The sequence below is a fragment of the Streptomyces canarius genome, from assembly GCF_014650735.1.
Taxonomy (GTDB): domain Bacteria; phylum Actinomycetota; class Actinomycetes; order Streptomycetales; family Streptomycetaceae; genus Streptomyces; species Streptomyces olivaceoviridis.
The window spans coordinates 17,521-34,253 of record NZ_BMVN01000034.1 but is presented as its reverse complement, the minus strand read 5'-3'; the positions used below and the strand labels follow the sequence as shown (position 1 = coordinate 34,253).

General features: G+C 71.9%; 14 protein-coding genes. 4 read left to right on the top strand and 10 right to left on the bottom strand.

Features of this window, described 5'->3' with window-relative positions:
- Positions 1–187 precede the first annotated feature (187 nt).
- Positions 188–2,113, top strand: a complete 1,926-nt coding sequence (locus IE294_RS33890; protein ID WP_189892519.1) for an N-acetylmuramoyl-L-alanine amidase — start codon at positions 188–190, stop codon at positions 2,111–2,113.
- A 541-nt stretch (positions 2,114–2,654) separates the two neighbouring features.
- Here IE294_RS33890 and IE294_RS33885 read toward each other — a convergent pair.
- The 9 genes from IE294_RS33885 to IE294_RS33845 all read right to left on the bottom strand — a co-directional run bounded on the left by IE294_RS33885 (position 2,655) and on the right by IE294_RS33845 (position 13,254).
- Positions 2,655–3,788, bottom strand: coding sequence for a hypothetical protein (locus IE294_RS33885; RefSeq protein ID WP_189892517.1), 1,134 nt, complete (start codon positions 3,786–3,788; stop codon positions 2,655–2,657).
- Positions 3,785–4,651: a GNAT family N-acetyltransferase gene (locus tag IE294_RS33880; RefSeq protein WP_189892515.1), complete on the bottom strand. Its 867-nt coding sequence runs from the start codon at positions 4,649–4,651 to the stop codon at positions 3,785–3,787. The genes IE294_RS33885 and IE294_RS33880 overlap by 4 nt, the downstream gene beginning before the upstream one ends.
- Positions 4,648–5,874 carry a M16 family metallopeptidase gene (locus IE294_RS33875; protein WP_189892513.1) on the bottom strand — a complete coding sequence of 409 codons (1,227 nt, stop codon included), beginning with the start codon at positions 5,872–5,874 and terminating at the stop codon, positions 4,648–4,650. Before IE294_RS33875 ends, IE294_RS33880 begins: the two co-directional genes overlap by 4 nt.
- Before the next feature lie 568 nt (positions 5,875–6,442).
- A complete protein-coding gene (locus tag IE294_RS33870; RefSeq protein ID WP_189892511.1) occupies positions 6,443–7,252 on the bottom strand; it encodes an ABC transporter permease in 810 nt (269 codons plus the stop codon).
- Complete coding sequence (locus IE294_RS33865; protein ID WP_189892508.1) at positions 7,249–8,013, bottom strand: ABC transporter permease; 765 nt, start codon at positions 8,011–8,013, stop codon at positions 7,249–7,251. The genes IE294_RS33870 and IE294_RS33865 overlap by 4 nt, the downstream gene beginning before the upstream one ends.
- Positions 8,010–8,969, bottom strand: coding sequence for an ABC transporter ATP-binding protein (locus IE294_RS33860; RefSeq protein WP_189892507.1), 960 nt, complete (start codon positions 8,967–8,969; stop codon positions 8,010–8,012). The genes IE294_RS33865 and IE294_RS33860 overlap by 4 nt, the downstream gene beginning before the upstream one ends.
- 463 nt (positions 8,970–9,432) lie before the next feature.
- On the bottom strand, positions 9,433–10,476 hold the full coding sequence (locus IE294_RS33855) for a S66 family peptidase (RefSeq protein ID WP_189892504.1): 1,044 nt from the start codon (positions 10,474–10,476) through the stop codon (positions 9,433–9,435).
- 115 nt (positions 10,477–10,591) lie between these two features.
- A complete protein-coding gene (locus IE294_RS33850; protein WP_189892501.1) occupies positions 10,592–12,256 on the bottom strand; it encodes a hypothetical protein in 1,665 nt (554 codons plus the stop codon).
- Positions 12,257–12,375: 119 nt separating this feature from the next.
- Entirely contained in the window at positions 12,376–13,254 is an 879-nt protein-coding gene (locus IE294_RS33845; protein ID WP_189892499.1) for a P-loop NTPase family protein, read from the bottom strand.
- A 336-nt stretch (positions 13,255–13,590) separates the two neighbouring features.
- Here IE294_RS33845 and IE294_RS33840 point away from each other — a divergent pair, with 336 nt between their 5' ends.
- The 3 genes from IE294_RS33840 to IE294_RS33830 all read left to right on the top strand — a co-directional run bounded on the left by IE294_RS33840 (position 13,591) and on the right by IE294_RS33830 (position 16,420).
- Entirely contained in the window at positions 13,591–14,529 is a 939-nt protein-coding gene (locus tag IE294_RS33840; protein ID WP_189892497.1) for a nucleoside-diphosphate kinase, read from the top strand.
- Between the two features lie 77 nt (positions 14,530–14,606).
- On the top strand, positions 14,607–15,422 hold the full coding sequence (locus IE294_RS33835) for a phytanoyl-CoA dioxygenase family protein (protein WP_189892496.1): 816 nt from the start codon (positions 14,607–14,609) through the stop codon (positions 15,420–15,422).
- A complete protein-coding gene (locus IE294_RS33830; protein ID WP_189892494.1) occupies positions 15,422–16,420 on the top strand; it encodes a class I SAM-dependent methyltransferase in 999 nt (332 codons plus the stop codon). The genes IE294_RS33835 and IE294_RS33830 overlap by 1 nt, the downstream gene beginning before the upstream one ends.
- A 154-nt stretch (positions 16,421–16,574) precedes the next feature.
- Here IE294_RS33830 and IE294_RS33825 read toward each other — a convergent pair whose 3' ends face one another.
- Entirely contained in the window at positions 16,575–16,712 is a 138-nt protein-coding gene (locus IE294_RS33825) for a hypothetical protein (RefSeq protein ID WP_189892492.1), read from the bottom strand.
- Positions 16,713–16,733: the final 21 nt, after the last annotated feature.

The following is a 16,733-nucleotide window of genomic DNA, read 5'->3' as shown; positions in this document are numbered from 1 at the left end:
CTTGAAATCGTGCGCTTCAATGCGGTTCTCACGGCGTTCAACCTCGCCCGACCGACTCGGGTCACAACGTTGTGATTGACTTGTCATCACGTCTGCTACGTTCGGAGCGCATCGAACCAGGCCGACGTGGATCTCCGTCGGCCGACAGCCGATGTGACCTTCACCTCTGCCCAGATTTGGGAAGTTGATGACAAAAGAGACGAACTCCCGCCGGAAGCATGCCCTCCGGCGGCGTCCCGTTGCGCTCGGTGCCGCGGCCGTGGCCGTGGCCGGAGCCATCGCCGTTCCGGTGGTGGCGCAGGCGACGCAGGGCGACCCCGCGAGCGACCCCACCCTGCAAAAGGCGTTCGCGGCTGCTGCGGCCGAATTCCACGTTCCCCCGCAGGTGTTGCTTGCGGTGGCCTACGAGCAATCGGCCTGGGACACCCACAAGGGGCAGCACAGTGCCTCGGGCGGTTACGGCCCGATGCACCTGACCGACGTCACCCCCGAGATGATCGCTGGCGGCTCCGCCGGCATGGCCGGCCGTGCCGAGGCCACCAAGCTCGCGAAGGGCGAGGACAAGCACACCCTCCGGACCGCCGCAAAGCTCTCCGGGCTGCCCGTCGACAAACTGCGTACCGACCCCTCGGCGAACATCCGCGCCGGCGCTGCGCTGCTCGCGTCGTACCAGAAGGAATTGAACGGCAAGACCTCCAACAACCCGAACGACTGGTACGGGGCGGTCGCCCGGTACAGCCAGGCCACAGTGCGACAGGGCGCGTCGGCGTTCGCAAACCGGGTCTTCGACACTATGAAGAAGGGTGTCGCCCGCAAGACGGACGACGGCGAGACCGTGCGGCTCACCGCCGACGGCGAGGTCACCCCAGCCACCTCGCAGATGAAGGCGCTCAAGCTGCCGAGTGCCAAGGCGACGACCGACCCCGAGTGCCCTCCGACCCTGGACTGCACCTTCGTCCCGGCTGCCCCGGGCAACGGGCAGGTCTCGGACCGGCCCGCGAACGGGGTCAGGATCGACCAGATCGTCATCCACGACACCGAGTCGCCCTACGAGTCGGCCATCGCCACGTTCCAGGACCCGTCGAGCTCCACCTCGGCCCACTACGTGGTGCGCTCCTCCGACGGCGCGGTGACCCAAATGGTGCCCACCAAGAACCTGGGCTTCCACTCGGGCAATTACTCCACCAACCTGCACTCGATCGGCATCGAGCACGAGGGCTACGCGGCGCACGGCGCCACCTGGTACACCGAGTCGGAGTACCGCGCGACCGCGGAACTGGTGAAGTACCTGGCCAAGCGTTTCGACATCCCGCTGGACCGTCAGCACATCATCGGTCACGACAATGTCCTGGCGCCGGCCGATCGGTTCACCAAGGACCAGCACTGGGACCCGGGGCCCTCCTGGGACTGGGAGCGCTTCATGGGCCTGGTCGGTGCTCCACTGAGGGGACGGCACGGCGTCGGCCCCGTGGGCTCGGCCGTGACGATAGCGCCGGATTTCACCCGGAACGAGCAGACCATGGAGCTCTGCCCGCAGGAGGACGGCAGCGGCGCCACTAAGGAGTGCACGACCGTGCGCCAGGCGTCGAACTTCATCCGTCTGCGCACGGAACCGCGTGCTGACGCGCCGCTCTTCGCCGAGCAGTCCATCCACCCGAACGAGCCCGGCACCGACCGAATCAGCGACTGGGGCTCCGCCGCCCAGGCCGGGCAACAGTTCGTCGTCGCCGACAAGGAGGGCGGCTGGACGGCCATTTGGTACAGCGGCAGCAAGGTGTGGTTCCACAACCCACACGGTCGTTTCACCATCCCCGCCCGTGACGTGACCGTCGTCCGGCCCGCTGGGACCGAGTCCCTCAAGGTCTTCGGTACCAGCTACCCGAACGCCGACGAATACCCAGAGGGTCTCTCGCCGTCTACGCAGGCTCCGCTGAGCATGTACAGCGTTCCCGCCGGGCAGGCGTACGTGGCCACGGCCGAGCCGACGCCGACCGATGACTTCTTCCCGTCCAGCGGCAAGGTCGTCTTCGGTGCCGAGAAGATGTACACGATCCAGTACGGCCACAAGACCGCCCTGATCCACGCGGACGAGGTCAACGCCACGGGGCGTTGAGCGATTTCGCAAGGGTCGGAGACCTGGCTGGTCGACCATCCGGCGCAGTGGCGTACGTCAGCCGGCCGACATGTCCTCTCCATCTCTGCGGAAGTGACGCTCCGACGGCCAGTTGCCCGCCAGGGCGGCTGGCCGTCGCACGTGAACCCGCAGCACGACCCCGTCGCACGGTGCACCAACCGTCTCGAACAGGGGCGCGGTCCGGCCACACGATGCGACAAGCGCTTGCGGGCCGCCGTCGAGCTCGGCACCCGCGGCGACGAAGTGGTCGCCCTGGAGGCTCGTGAGACCGCCCATGCGAGCAGTCCAGTCGCCGCCTCGTCCAGACCCTCCCCGGGGCCAGGGATCCGACGGGGAACGGAAGCGGCGAAGTCGCCTACCACTCGCGCGGCCAGACGCCGCCCCGCCCGGGCCTCCACCGCCTGAGGAAGCCGCTGCCGAGCAGGAGCGGTCCCGGCGGGGGCGGGACGGACCGCCTCTTCGCCGGGACCGAGGAGCACTTCGCGACAGACCGGGTCGACGGCTTGACCGGCTGCCGCGTTCACACCGCGTCGAGATCGCGCAGCGCGGCCATGCCGCGGTCGTACAGGTCCTGGTCGACCAACGCGTCCAGGACCAGAAGGAAGTCAGCGGCCGGTGTGCGCAGCAGCGCTCCGCCGTCGAAATGGTGGACGACGGCCGCTGCGGGGTCCCGGCGGGGACGCGTGCCGCGTTCGAGTTCGGTCAGCTGCATGCCGAACACCGGGGTGCCCTGGGCGCGTAGTGCCGATGCCACCTCGGAACCGATCGGGCCGGTCGCGTCCTCGGTCGCCCCGTGGTCGCGCGACCATGCCTCGCGCCTCCCCTGTTCGCGCCGGGCTGCCAAGGCCAGACCGTCCAGGAGGCCGTGGTCGAGATGGTCGAGATGGTCGCTGTGCGCCCGGGTGTGGAGCAACAGTTCCAGCAGTTCGGGCGCCAGGCGCCACCGCTCCGCGGATTCGACTATCAGGGCCGGGTCCACGGGACGGCCGGGAGCCAGGGCCATGATGACGTCGGCCGCGTCCTTGGCGTTGAAGGGACGCTGGAAGCGTTCCTCGGCAACGCCCAGGAGGCCGGCGGCCACCTCGTCCTCGGGCAGGAGGGCCCGCATGGGCACGGCGGCGTGGTCGCCGGTGAAGGCGCAGGTGCAGATCTCCACCCGCAGGTCGTGGTCGAGCAGCGGATCCAGGCCCGGCCAGGCGAGCGCCACGAGGAAGTGCCGCGGCTCGCCCCCGAAGACGGTGACATCCATGGTCCGCGGACCGAAGGCGTCGATCACCGCGCCCACGGTCCGCCACAGCGCCGCCTCATCCGGTACGACGAGGTCCAGGTCGTTCATGGGGCGCGGCAGGTCGGCGGGGTACCAGACGGCCAGCGCCGGTCCCTTGACGGCGCGTGCGCCCAGCGGCCGGCAGTGGCGCAGGACCTCGGCGTAGAAGTCGAGGCGCAGTCTCATCCGGCGCAGTTCGTCGGCTGATCCCGTGCCGACGACGCCGTCACGGGCTGCCGCGGCCATCACCAGGTAGCCCAGGCCCCGGGAGACCTCCCGGGCCTTGGACAGCAGTTCGACCGCGGGGTCCCGCTCGTCCACGTCGAGCAGCCGGTGGAAGAAGGCGAGGTCGAGATGTGGTGGCACAGCGGGTTCGACGGTGCTCACGTGGGCTCCCGGTCGGGTGGCGGCGGTGGTGTGGTGGCGTTCGCAGGTGGACCCGCGGGAGCCCGCCAGTAGCAGTGCTCGGTTCGCCAGCCCTTCTTGAGCAGGGAGGCCACGACGCGGTCACCCCTGTCGGAGGCACCGGCCGTGACCCGCTGATGGATGACGTTGCCCAGCAGCGGCAGTCCCGTTCGAGCGACATGGGCGAGGCAGGCGTCGACCAGGGCGGCGGTGATCGTGCGAACGTCCGCCGTGGGCCTGACCAGAACGTCGAAGAGTTCGGTGTACTCGGTCCCGGTCACGTCGTCGGTGAAGGGCAGCATGGTGGCGTGGCCTACCGGTTGCCCGGCGGTCGCGGCCACCAGGCTGTGCCGGCCGGGAACGGCCAGGAGCTGGGAGGCGTGGTCGTGGGCGGTGTCCCGTCCGACGTCGATTCCCTGGTCTCTCGCTCCGGCCTGGAAGGCGTCCGCGAGCCAGCCGAGGACCAGGGCGGTCTGGTCGGTCGTCGCCGCGGCGATCGTGACGTCGCCGGCGTCCGGGTCCGTGCGGTGGTCTTCCGGTGGTCCGTCATGCCGGAGGTAGGTCAGGTGGCGCGTCCACGGCGCGGGCAGTTCCACGCCCGGTTCGGTGCGCAGCAACACGCCGTGCACCGTGGGGTGGACGCGCATGGCGTGGGCGAGGAGTTCGGCTGCCCAGCCGGACCGGGCCAGGGCCTGTGGGTCGGCGTACTCCACCAGGCAGGAGTGTTCGCCGTTCAGGGAGTCGGTGGCCGCTCCCATGACGCATCGGGCTCCCGCGACGCGGGTGAGTGCCCCCGCGTCCCGGGCGGCGTCGAAGTACGCGGGGGCCGGGGCGGTACCGGTCATGACCGCTCCGGGCGGATGGCGGTGACCGGTCGGTCGGCGAGCTCGGCAGCGGCGTCGCGGATCTGGTCCGCCGTGACCTGTCGCAGGGCCTGGATGCCGTCTTCGACCGTCCAGGGCCGGGTGCCCAGAAGCGTCTCGGTGGCGAGCTTGGTGGTGTGGTCCCAAGACTTCTCGGTGGTCAGGACGAGGTCCATGACGGCCTGGTGCCGGGCCGCGGTGAGGTCGTCGGCGGTGGGTCCGTCGGCGGCGACCTCGGCGAGGAGCCCCTCGATGATCCGCCGGGCCCGGGACACGTTCCGGTCCTCGACACCGGCCATGATCCGCCAGGCCCCTGATTCGGCATAGCTGCGGGACCAGGCGAAGAAGGCGTACACCAGACCGGCGTCGCCGCGCAGACGACGGTAGAGCAGCGAGGCGGAGGAGGGGCCGAGGAGGTGGGCGAGGACCACGTACGCGTGCCGGCGCGGATCGTCGGCCGCCGGTGCCCGTCCGCCGACGGCGAGCCAGGAGAATCCGTCGGACTCCGCCCCCTCCTCGGAGGGGGCGGTGGGGGCCGCGAGGGGCGCCAGGGGTTCGTCGTCCCGCCTGTGGGGCCGGCCCAGCGCGTCGGCGAGTCCCGTGTCCTCAGCGAGCCGTCGCAGGTTCGCCACCGGGGTCCCGCCGGCGCCGGTGAGGACGATGCGGCTGCCCAGGAAGAGATCCCGGTGCGCTTCGCGGAGGCTGTGGACGTCGGTGGCTTCGATCTCCTCGGCGGTGCCACCGACCGGTCTGCCCAGGGGGTGGCCCCGGAAGACGCTCTCCAGGAAAGCGTCCTGGACCTGGTCGCTGGGGTCTGCCGCCGCCGCGGCGAGTTCCTGGAGCACGGCCTGGCGTTCGGACGCGAGCACGGCGTCGTCGAGGCGGGGACGCAGCAGGGCGGTGCTCATCATGGCCAGAACCTCGGGAACGTCCTCGTTGAGGACCTGAGCCTGGAAGAACATGTGGTCCAGGCCGGTGGTGGCGTTGGCCGCGCCTCCCAGGCGTTCTATGCGCTCGCTCAGTGAGGGTCCGCCGTCCAAGGAAGCCGACATCAGCAGGTGTTCCAGGAGATGGGCGGTGCCGCCGTGGCCCGGCGGGTCGTGCCGGGAGCCGAATCCCGCCGCCAGGCAGAGCGTGGTGGTCGCGCGTGATTCCTCGTACTGCCCGAGGACCGCGCGGTGTCCGGACGGTCGTTGCGGGGGCATTCGTCATCCATCCCTGCTGGTGGAGGTCTTCCCGAGAACGAGGCGGGTCAAGGAGTGCCTCGCGGGTGGTACACGGGGGGGGACTGCCACCGGGGAGTACCGGACTCCCCGGTGGCACGGGCGTCACTTGCCGCCCTTCACCTTGATCTTGTCCAGGCGCGGACGAAGACCGGACGCGTGGTTGCGAGACATGGGGCACCTCCTTCCAGGGGGTCGAGGTCCGGACCGGCAGCCGGGTGGACCGTGGTCGCCGGGCGGTACCGTGTGGTTCGCCGAGGCGGGGGCAGAAGGCCTGTCGCCGCCACCAGGGAGTACGGGACTCCCCGGTGGCACGGGCGTCACTTGCCGGCCTTCACCTTGATCTTGTCCAGGCGCGGACGAAGACCGGACGCGTGGTTGCGAGACATGGGGCACCTCCTTCCAGGGGGTCGGAACCGGACCGGCGGCCGGTGAGGCCCGGTCGCCGGGCGGTACTGCCGGTGGTTCGCCGAGGCGAAGGCGGAGGCCTTTCCTCGGCCACCGGGCGGCCTGCGGCGCCCGGAAGCTTGGGGGTGGTCGCGTCGCCGCGTCATGTGCCGAACTCGATCGTTCCGGCCCGGCGTCCGCGTTCGGCGACCCACCCGAAGGCGGTCACCGCCGCGGCCAGCCAGCCGGCTCCGGCCAGCGCGCCGAGGGCGGTCTCCCCGGCGACCGCGGACACCGGCGCGCCGTCCAGCAGGTGGCGCAGTGCGAGGAGTTCGTGGGTGAGTGGCAGAAGGGCGGCGACGGCCCGGACCGGGACGGCCCAGTCGTGCAGGGGGACCTGTACTCCGCAGATGGCCATCATGCCGAGGTAGGCGACGTTGGAGACCACGTTGCGCAGACCGGGCCGGTTCAGGACGAGGGCGGCCAGGGTGAGGCCGAAGCAGTAGGTCCCGGCCGCGGTCAGGAACACCGGTAGCACGGCCGCGGTCACGCTGACGACGGTCCAGTGGACGCCGAAGAACGGGGTGACGGCGTACAGGGCGACCAGCGAGGTGGCCGTGCCGCTGACGATCCACTGAAGGCTCCGCCCGATGAAGGCCCACGCGAGGTGGGTGGGGGCCGCGGTCAGCAGGGGAAGCGTGCCCAGGCCGCGCTCCCAGGCGGTGGAGGCGACGACCATGGTGGCTTCGATGGCACAGACCATGAGGGCGTTGCCGATCACCAGGAAGCGTTCGTCACCGGCGCCTCCGAGCAGCCTGCCTATCAGGGTGAAGAAGGCGACCTGACAGAGCATCCGGGCCACCCAGCCGCACAACCACGTACGCCAGGTGTAGATGGCGGCCAGGTCGGCGAGCGCGACCGCGCTGCCACGGCGGAGGACTTCGGCGGCCTGCGCGATCCGTGCGGTTCTCATACGTGCCCCAGGGTTCCCAGTACCCGCACCCGGTTCAGGACCCGGCGCAGCAGTACGGTGGCCGCCGCCGAGCCGGCCAGACCGAGCGCGACGAGGGCGAGCAGTCGCTGGGGCACGTGACCGGCGGGCTCCGCGGCGAGGGCGGAGCGCAGCAGGTCGGCCGACCAGGACAGGAAGATGAGCCTGCTGACCGGGCGGACCCAGTCGGGCAGCAGGGAGACCGGGACGAGGATGCCGGACAGGAGGTAGAAGGGGTAGCTGAGGGAGTTCTGGTAGAGCCTGCCGCCCCGGCTGAGGACCAGCAGTACCGCGATCAGCGCGGCCGAGCCCGCGGTGGCGAAGGCGGTGGCGAGAACGGTGGCGGCCAGGACGGCCGGGTGGTGGACGCTGATGCGGACGCCCCATCCGTAGGCGACCGCCCACGCTTCGGCGAAGGCCGCCAGGCTGATGGTCGTCACGGCGGCGATCCGCCCGGTCAGCACCAGGACCAGGGAGGCGGGAGCCGCGACGGTGGCTTCCAAGGTGCCTTGCTGCCGGTCCCGGTCGATGATGTCACCGGCCGTGAACAGGGCCATGGACCACAACGCCATCAGGACGGGCGCCAGCACGGCCCGGGCGGCCAGCCCCGGCCGGTCCGAGTGGTCGGTCATGGCCAGGAAGATCAGGGTGTAGAGCGGGACCGTGGCCAGGATCTGGAGATCGCCGGGCGAGCGGCGCAGCACGGTGGTCTGGAGGCGGAAGCCGGCCAGGAGCGCGGTCATCGGCTGACCTCCATGCCCCGGTCTCCGACCAGGCGGAGGTAGACCTCTTCCAGACTGGGGCGTGAGGTGGACAGCGTGGTGACGCCGGAGTCGACGAGCAGCCGTAGCACGTCGGCGGTGGCGGAGCCGGTCTCGGTCTCGATTCGGGTGCTGCCGTCACCCTGGAGACGCACACGGCTGACCCCGGCCAAGGTGCGGACACGGTCGGCGAGTTCGGCGGGCACGTCGCGCGCGTCGACCCGGTCGTGTCCGGAGACGAGACGAGCCAGCTGCCGCGGGGTGGAGGTGTGGAGGATCTCGCCGTGGTCGATGAGGGTGACCCGGTCGCAGACCGCCTCCGCCTCGGCCATGTCGTGGGTGGTGATGAGAATGGTCCGGCCGTCGTTGCGCAGGCTGCCGAGGAGTCGGCGGAACTCGTGCGCGGCGACGGGGTCCATGCCAGTGGTGGGCTCGTCCAGCAGCAGCACCCGCGGGTCGTGGACGAGGCCCCGTGCCAGGTGGAGGCGCTGTTTCATACCCCGCGAGAAGGTCTCGACCCGGTCGTCGGCGTGCCCGGCCAGTCCGAAGCGTTCGAGCACCTCGGAGGTGCGCAGGCCGATCCGGCGGCCCGGTACGCCGTACAGCGCGGCCCAGTAGGACAGGTTGTGCCGCGCCGACAGCCTGCCGTACAGGCCCCGGTCACCGCCGAACACGCAGCCGACCAGCGGGCGGACCGCGGCGACGTCGGCGACCACGTCACGGCCCAGGATGGCGGCCGTGCCGGAGGTGGGCACCAGCACCGTCGAGAGGATCTTGCAGAGAGTGGTCTTGCCGGCCCCGTTGGGGCCCAGGAGGCCGTGGATCTCGCCCTCGGGTATCGACAGGTCGATTCCTCCGAGGGCGACTCGGGGGGCTTCACCGGAGGACCGGGACACGGTGAACTCGCGCCGTAGGGAACGGACTTCGACGGCGTTCATCGGACCGCCCCGCACGGGGTGAGCAGGTGGCGCACCGGGGTCCGACCCACGGGTCCGAAGACGTCGGCGCCGTGGTACGGGGGCTTGGGGCGCAGACGGCGGACCGGCGGGTGGGCCGGGGTGCCACTCGGCCCGCCGGTGGCACCGGCGAGCGTGCCCGGATGCTGCACGGCGGGGGAAGCGAAAGCGAAAAGGAGTGCGCCCCCCACGCTCACCACCGTCCTTTCGTCGTTCGGCGAGGCGGCCATGGGAATCCGACTGCTCGATTTCCGCGGTCCGCGTCTTGATGACTCCTAGAGAATCCCAGTCACATGACAAGTGAGTCAAGTACCTAGTCATAATTTCTCGGCTACCTGTCATGCGAGACACCGGGGAGGTACTCGATATCGGAGGAAAGTGCCGTCCCGAAGCAGAACGGCGCCACCCTCACCGCCGGTGCGGAGGGAAGCAGCCGCCCCGGCCCTCAGTAGGTGACGGTGATGCGACGCGCGAGGCCGTCCACCCGGACGCGCCCGCCGTACGGGATGACCGTCTGGGGGTCCGTGTGACCCAGGTCGACGTCGAAGACGGCGGGCATGCCGGGTGCGTAGCGGTCGAGGACCGCCACGACGGCCTCGCGCTGCTCCTGGCGGTACCGCGCCCGCTCCGGCGCGCTGAGCGGCCGGTCGAACGACCAGCTCTTCGCCCGTCCCATCAGCAGAGCCCCGAACCGGCGCAGAAGCCCCCGCTCGCCCATGCTCCGCAGCGTGCGGTAGACCTCCCGGGCCGGCGGCATCTCCTCGGACGTCTCCAGGAAGAGGACGCAGCCGGCGTATGCGTCGGGCGGCTGGATCGCGCGGTCGGCCATCATCAGCCAGGACAGGATCTCCAGGTTGCCGCCCCAGGTGACCCCCTCCACCACCTGGCCGTCGTTGTGCCAGGTCCAGTCCTCGGCCGCTTCCAGTTCGGGTTCGGTTTCGAAGGTCCGGGGGTCCTCCCACGGCCGGTTGACGTGCCCGCACCGCTCGGCCGGTGTCAACAGGTGCTCGCCCGGGGTGAACAGGGCCGCGCGCAGGGAGGCGGCGGTGGTCGGATGCATGGCGCCCGGTCGCCCGAACTCGATCATCACGGAGCCGCCGTGGTATCCGACGATGCCCAGGTTCCAGAGGTGGACCAGCAGGTTGGTGTTGTCGCTGTAGCCGAAGAACGGCTTGGGACAGGCGCGCAGCAGGTCGTCGTCCAGGTGAGGGAGCACCGAGATCTGGTCGTCGCCGCCGATGCTGGCGATCACCGCCGCGATGCCGGGGTCGGCGAAGGCCGCGTTGACGTCCCGGGCCCGGTCCTCGGGCGACGCGTCGAGGCGGCGCGTCGTCGGGTACTCCACCGGCTCCAGCCGGAAGTCCTCGCGCAGTCTGCGCATGCCCAGTTCGAAGGGGGCCGGCAGCCGTGCGGGCAGCCCGGACGAGGGTGACAGGACCGCGACACGGTCCCCGGGGCGCGGCTTGCGGGGATAGACGGGGGCCGTCACCGCACGATCCCGGGGCACGCGCTCCGCCCGCGCGCGGGCGGGGAGTCGATCGGCCGGCCCCGGGCGGGGTGTGCCGCCCGGGGGGCCGGGCCCGGGCGGCTGCTCGGACGTGGTCTCACCTGCGCGGTGAGATGTAGGCGCTGGTGAACGTCGGGCGTCCGGTGACGACGCACGGTGCGGGGTGCTGCATGCGACGCAGTCCCAGTACCTCGCCGAGTCCCCAGGAGCCGACGGCCGTCACCACCTCGCGGGTGGCCCGGAGAGGCGCCACCGCCACGCCGCGCGCGGCGAGCACCTCGCGGACGGTGTCAGCGCTGTCCGCGGGACGGGACATGCGACGGACGAACTCGCGCGTCCGGACGAGATATCCGGTGCCGACCTCGGCGAGGGCCGGTGGCAGCAGCTCCGCGAGTTGCGCCGCGTCGTCGGTGAGCAGGACGGCCTCATGGCGGGTGTCCGCCCGCACGACGACGGCGCGGGTGCGGTCGGCGGGGCTGCGGCGCGGTTGCAGGTAGACCCGGAGGGGGACGCCCTGACGGCGCCATCGCTGGTGGATCCGGCCCACCTGCTTGCGTTCCGCGATCTGCAACTCGGCGGTCACGCCGAGCTGTCGGAGGCGCTTGACCAAGGCGTGCGCGCCGGTCCGTTCGTCCACGTCGCCGCCGGAGAGCGTCACGGCGACCTGGACGGGCGCGAGATCGGGGTGGACGAGGAGTTCGCCCTGGGAGTCCATGCCCAGGAGCAGGTGCATGAGGACCAGCCGGCGGGTGAGCGCCCCCGTGACGTGGTGGGTGTTGTGGAGCACGCCGTCCTCGCGGTGTCCGACGCCGTACAGGCTGGAGAAGCGGTCGCCTTGCTGGTACACGCAACCGACCTGGATGGTCGTGCCCCGGGGCAGCGGCACGTCACCACCGATGGTCACCTCGGACACCCCGGTGTTGTTCGTCCACGGCGGCCGCGTCGCCCACAGCACCGGTACGTGCATCTCGGTGCACAGGCGGCGCGCCATCGCCACCGCGTCGGTGAACCCCTCCCGTGCGGCCGGCCCGTCCGCGAAGCACGCCTGGAACTCGTAGACGTCCAGGGCCTCGATGGCACGGAACACGCTGCGACCGGCGCGGGCGGGCCTGAAGTACCGGGTGCGGCGGTAGGCGCGGATCGGCAGGTCGCGGGCCGTGCGTACCATCTGCGCCCAGTGCGTGTACACCGCCGCCTCGCCGGTCGGGGTCAGCACCATGCGCTTGCGGCCGGCGTCCCAGTCCTCGTCATCGCCCGCGAACACCAGCGCCCCGTCCAGGGACATGAGGGAGCGGCTTGGTTCCAGCACCGAGGACGGCACGAGCAGCGGGTAGTCGTACTCCTCGTACGCGTGGTCTTCGTAGACGCTCCGCACCAGGGTGTCGAAGCGGCGCATCAGGCGCATGCCGTAGGGCAGAGTGACGGTCGCGCCCGGCAGTTCGATGGGGCCGGTGTCGAGGACCCCGGCGTCACGCAGCCAGCCGGCGAAGCGTCCCATGTCGAAGTCCGCGGACCCCTCGGCGGACACCAGGGCGCGGGGCCGGTGGCCGTCACGCGGTGGGCGCCAGGGCAGGGCGGTGGCACTCTCCCTGGGCGGGGCGGGAGGTTCTCCCTGGTCCCAGGGCAGTACGGCGTCCGGTGACAGTTCTTCGGGCGCGTCCGTCCGGGCGGAGGTCACCGTGCGGGGGAGGGAGGACGCCGGGACGGACGGGTCGCGGCGTTGGGATACGGAGGTGCGGTCCAGGTGCGAAGAAGTGGTCACGGGGTTCCTCGGGGGCTCGGCGAGTGGCGGATGGGCGAGGCTGGACACGTCCGGCGGGCCCGTGCCCCGGGAGCTGCTCGGAGACGACCGGGTGGAGGGGGTACCGGGCGGGGCCCCGGTCATCCGGCCGCTTCCAGCGCTTCCTCCACGGCCCCGCCCGGAAGCGGCAGCCGGCCGGGCAGCCCGGACTCCTCGACGTACCGGCACCTGCGTTCGTACAGGAGCTCCAGCGTGGCGGCCGAGCCGTCGTACCCCTCCGGCAGGGGCGAGTAACCGATCGCGCCCAGCAGGGGCAGGCCGGTGGCCGCGGTCACCCGCTCCCCCACGGCGGCGACGCCCGGGGTGCCGCCGATCTGGTTGAGTACGAAACCCAGCAGCAGCGGCCTCACCGCCGGTGAGAGCAGCGAGGGCATGCCCGCGAGTGCGTTGACGTGACCGGAGCGGCGGGCGTTGGTGACCAGGACCACCGGCAGGCCCGCGCGGGCCGGGAGCAGCTGGTTGGCGAGGTCGTTGTCCGGGTCGACCTCCCCCGCGGCGCCGGCACCCTCGATCAGCACCCAGGCGCCGGACGCGCGCAGCCGCTCGTGGCCCTCCTCCACGGCCTCCACGCACAGCCGGCGGAGCCGCTCCGGCAGCCGGGCCGTGTCGAGGCTGTCCTCCCCCGCGACCACGGCGGTGCCCACCCGCTCACCGCGGACCCAGAGATCACCCTCGGGGGCGCCGGGCCGCGGGAGGTCGACGACCACCGGGTTGTTCCACCAGCGCACCGCGAGGCCGGCGGCCCGGCAATTGTGGAGCACTCCGCGCTGCCATGGCTCCACGGCGGCGTAGGCGGGGTCGTCGGGGGCCACGACCGCCACCGCCTTGAACGGCAGGCACGGCACGCCGCGCAGGTGCAGCCTGCGCAGCACGCCGATCGACACACCGGTCTTGCCTGAACCCGCTGCCGCGCCGAGCACGGTCATGCCACGCGGTGCGGGGTCGCTCGAAGAGGTCATCGTGAGGCCACTGCCTGTTCTGGGTCAGAGGTACGGGGAAGACGCCGCCGTGCCCGCCGGGGCCGGTCGGCGCAACGTGGGGCCCGGGTCGTGGACGACCATCGCGAAACCATCCCGGAATTTCATTATGCAGTCAACCTTTCCCGGCCGGTGGACATGCCGTTTCTCGCGGTATCCGCAGCTCGACTCCGATCAGGTAACCGGGCATCCGGACTTTCTTGACAGTGTAGTCACAATGTGAGTCACTAGGCCGCATGCCGATTGCGCTGCCTCTCGGCCACCGACCCAGTCCCCGCGCTTCGCTCCGCGGACGCACGCCAGTAAAGGACGGCCGAGGTGTCGGACCTGGACTACCGCCGAACGGCACTCCTGCTGATCACACCCGACGCCGTGCGCCGGCACCTCTCCGCAGAGGTGCTGCGCCGGCTCGACGTCGCGGGTTTCCGTGTCGCCGGCCACCGGTTGTGGCACACGGCGCCCGGCGACCTGGACGCGTTCCACCGCCGCAACGCCCCGGTGGCCCGCGACCCCGCGCTCTACCGGCTGATCGAGGATCTGTTCGCGCTCGGCCCGCTGATCGCCCTCGCAGTACAGGAAGGCACAGGCCACCCGCCGTACGGGGTGCACCGCCGCCTGGCCGAACTCAAGGGACGGGGCGATCCGGCGTACGCCGCCCCCGGCTCGATCCGCAAGGACCTCCGCTCGATCAACACCGTTCTGAACATCGTCCATTCGTCGGACGACGCCGAGGACACGGCCCGCGAGGCGGTCCCCTTCCTCGAAGGCGGCCACGGGCCGTTGGAGACCGGGGAGTCCGCCTTGCGGCGGTCGCTGTACCTGGCCGAACACGGACACCCGGCGGAGACCCGGCTGTTCGAGGACGTGCTGGCAGGAGTGCGCACCCGTGTGCTCGCCGCCGTCTGGGGTCGCATACAGCCGGCGCGGCGCGCGCTGGCCGAGAGCCGGCCGGCGTTCCGCGACGCCGCCCTGCTGGGCGGCCCCGAAGGCTCGGAGCTGCTCACGGCCGTGCTCCCGGCCGGACACCGGCTGGGCGGCATCGTCGACCCGCCGCCTCCGGGCGGTGAGTGCCCGGCCGACCGGCGGGAGCTGGAGCTGGACGCCCTCGCCGAACTTGGCGTGGTCCTCGACCCGTGGGAGCGCCTGGTCCTCGCCACCTCCCGCTACTACCCACCGCTCCCGGACTCCCGGGCCGCCGGCGCGCCCCCCGGGGGCGCGGCCGTCCTTGCCGCGGCCGGTGAGGCGGTGCCGGGCTGACACGGCGCCCGCACCCGCCCGCGGCACCGATTCCGCCGCGGCCCCGGCCCGCCCCCTACGACCAAGGAACAGGAAACATGACTGCGCACGTCCTCACCGCTCAGCAGCGCGACGACTTCCGCGACAAGGGTTTCATCGGCCCGCTCACCCTCATGTCCGTGGCGGAGATGGAGGCGCTGCGACCACAACTCGCGGCCGTCATGGACACTCCAGGACTGGCCCCGGCGCCCTCGGCGGAACAGGCCGCCGGCCGACTCGCCTCGCTGGTGGCCGACCGCGGTGGCGAGAGCCCGGTGCCGTACATCGAGTGCAGGCACCTCGACTCCCCGCTCGTCCACCGGCTCTGCACCCACCCCGTCCTGCTGTCCGCCGCCCGCGCCCTGTACGGCGAGGACCTGCTGCTCTGGCGTTCCACGTTCATCGCCAAGGCACCGGGCGGCCCCGCGTTCCAGTGGCACCAGGACTGGGGCGGGGTCTACGCGCCGGGTGAGGAGTACGGGCTGGAGCCGCCGCTGCACTTCACTTTCTGGATCGCCATCAGCGACGTCACCGAGGACAGCGGCTGCCTGAAGTTCGCCTCGGGCACCCGCGCGGTGCTGCCCGCCCGCCCGCAGGGACCCGGTGCGCGCGCGACCCTGATGATGGACGAGGAACAGGTGGACCAGGACAGCGTCGTGTCGATGCCGCTGCGCCCGGGACAGTGCGCCGTCTTCACCGATCGCGCGGTACACGCGTCAGGCCTCAACACCTCGGGTTCCCAGCGTCTCGGGCTGGCCGTGCGGCTGACCGTTCCGGCGGTCAAGGTGCGTCCCCACTTCCCCCGGCACGCCAGCGTGGTCGTCAGCGGACAGGACCGGGCGGGCCTCAACACGCTGGCGCAAGCCCCCCGTTGATGTCCGGATCGGACGGCGCCCGGCCGGTGACGGCTCTGGACGCCGAGCAGACGCTCCACCTGCTGGACCATCTGACGTGGTGCCACGACCACCAGGACGCCTCCGACCCCTGGCCGGCAGCGGCGCGCCACATCTCCGAGCGCCTCACCGACCGTCCGCCCCCTGCCCCGGACGCCTGCCGGACGGCGGCGGAGCGGTTCGGGGCGACCGGAACGGCGACCGGTGACCGTGACACCGCCGCGCTCTACCGCGCCAAGTACGACCTGATGGTGCGGCTGCACCCGGCCGAATGGCTCACCTTCATGAACATGGGCTACACGGACGAGGGCGAGCGCCGGGTCGGCGCAGGGGACCCCGCCACCGGTCTCGGCAGCGCGCCGGCCCGGCTCTACGAGCTGGTCGCGCGGCAGTCGGGGCTCGCCGGGACGGACGTGCTGGACCTGGGCAGCGGCCGGGGCGGCGGGACCGCGCTCCTGGCCCGGGAGCCCGGCGTCCGGTCCGTCGTCGGCGTCGACTTCTCGCACGCCGGCGTCGCGTTCTCCCGCCGGGTGCACCCCGGCCGGCTGCGGTTCGTCTGCGCCGACGCGGCCCTGCTGCCCTTCCCGGACGGGAGCTTCGACCGGGTGGTGAGCGTGGAGTCGGCGCACTGCTTCGCCGGGCCGGCCCGGTGCTTCGCGGAGGTCCGCCGGGTACTGCGCCCCGGCGGACGCCTCGTCCTCGCGGACGAGTGGCCGGCGGGCCGCGTCGCGGATCTGACGGCGCTCCTGGCGCAAGCGGGACTGCGGGTGACGGACCTGGCCGACATCACGGCCGGCGTCCTGCGGTCACTGGACCGGCTGCCGTCCGAGGTGGCGCGCTGGCTGGCGGGCCGATCCGACAGCGCGCACACGCGGGCTTACGAACGGTTCTTCCGGGACCGGATCGGCGGTGACTCCGCCGGGCTGTACCGGTCAGGCCGGTACGCCTATGTGCGGGTGACCGCGGTGCGGGACCGGTGACGCGGAGGGCGGGGCGGGACAGACGTGCACGACGGTTCCGTACCGGTGCGCTCCGCGGACTCCGCGGCGCTGCCGGGTGCCGCCGCTTCCCGGTGGCGGCTGGATGGACGGCGCCGGCCCCTGCCGGAGACGGTGTCGCCGGCAGGGGCTGCGGTCACCAGTGGGTGATGACGCCCTCAAGGATGCTGTCCTTCACCGAGGCGAGCTGCTCGAAGTACTCCTGCCTGTCCTGCTCGTCGTCCGTGCCGGGAACCGCTGCGGGGGCCTCGCCCGCAGGATCTTCGTCCACCATGTCCCTCTTCCTTCCGTCGTG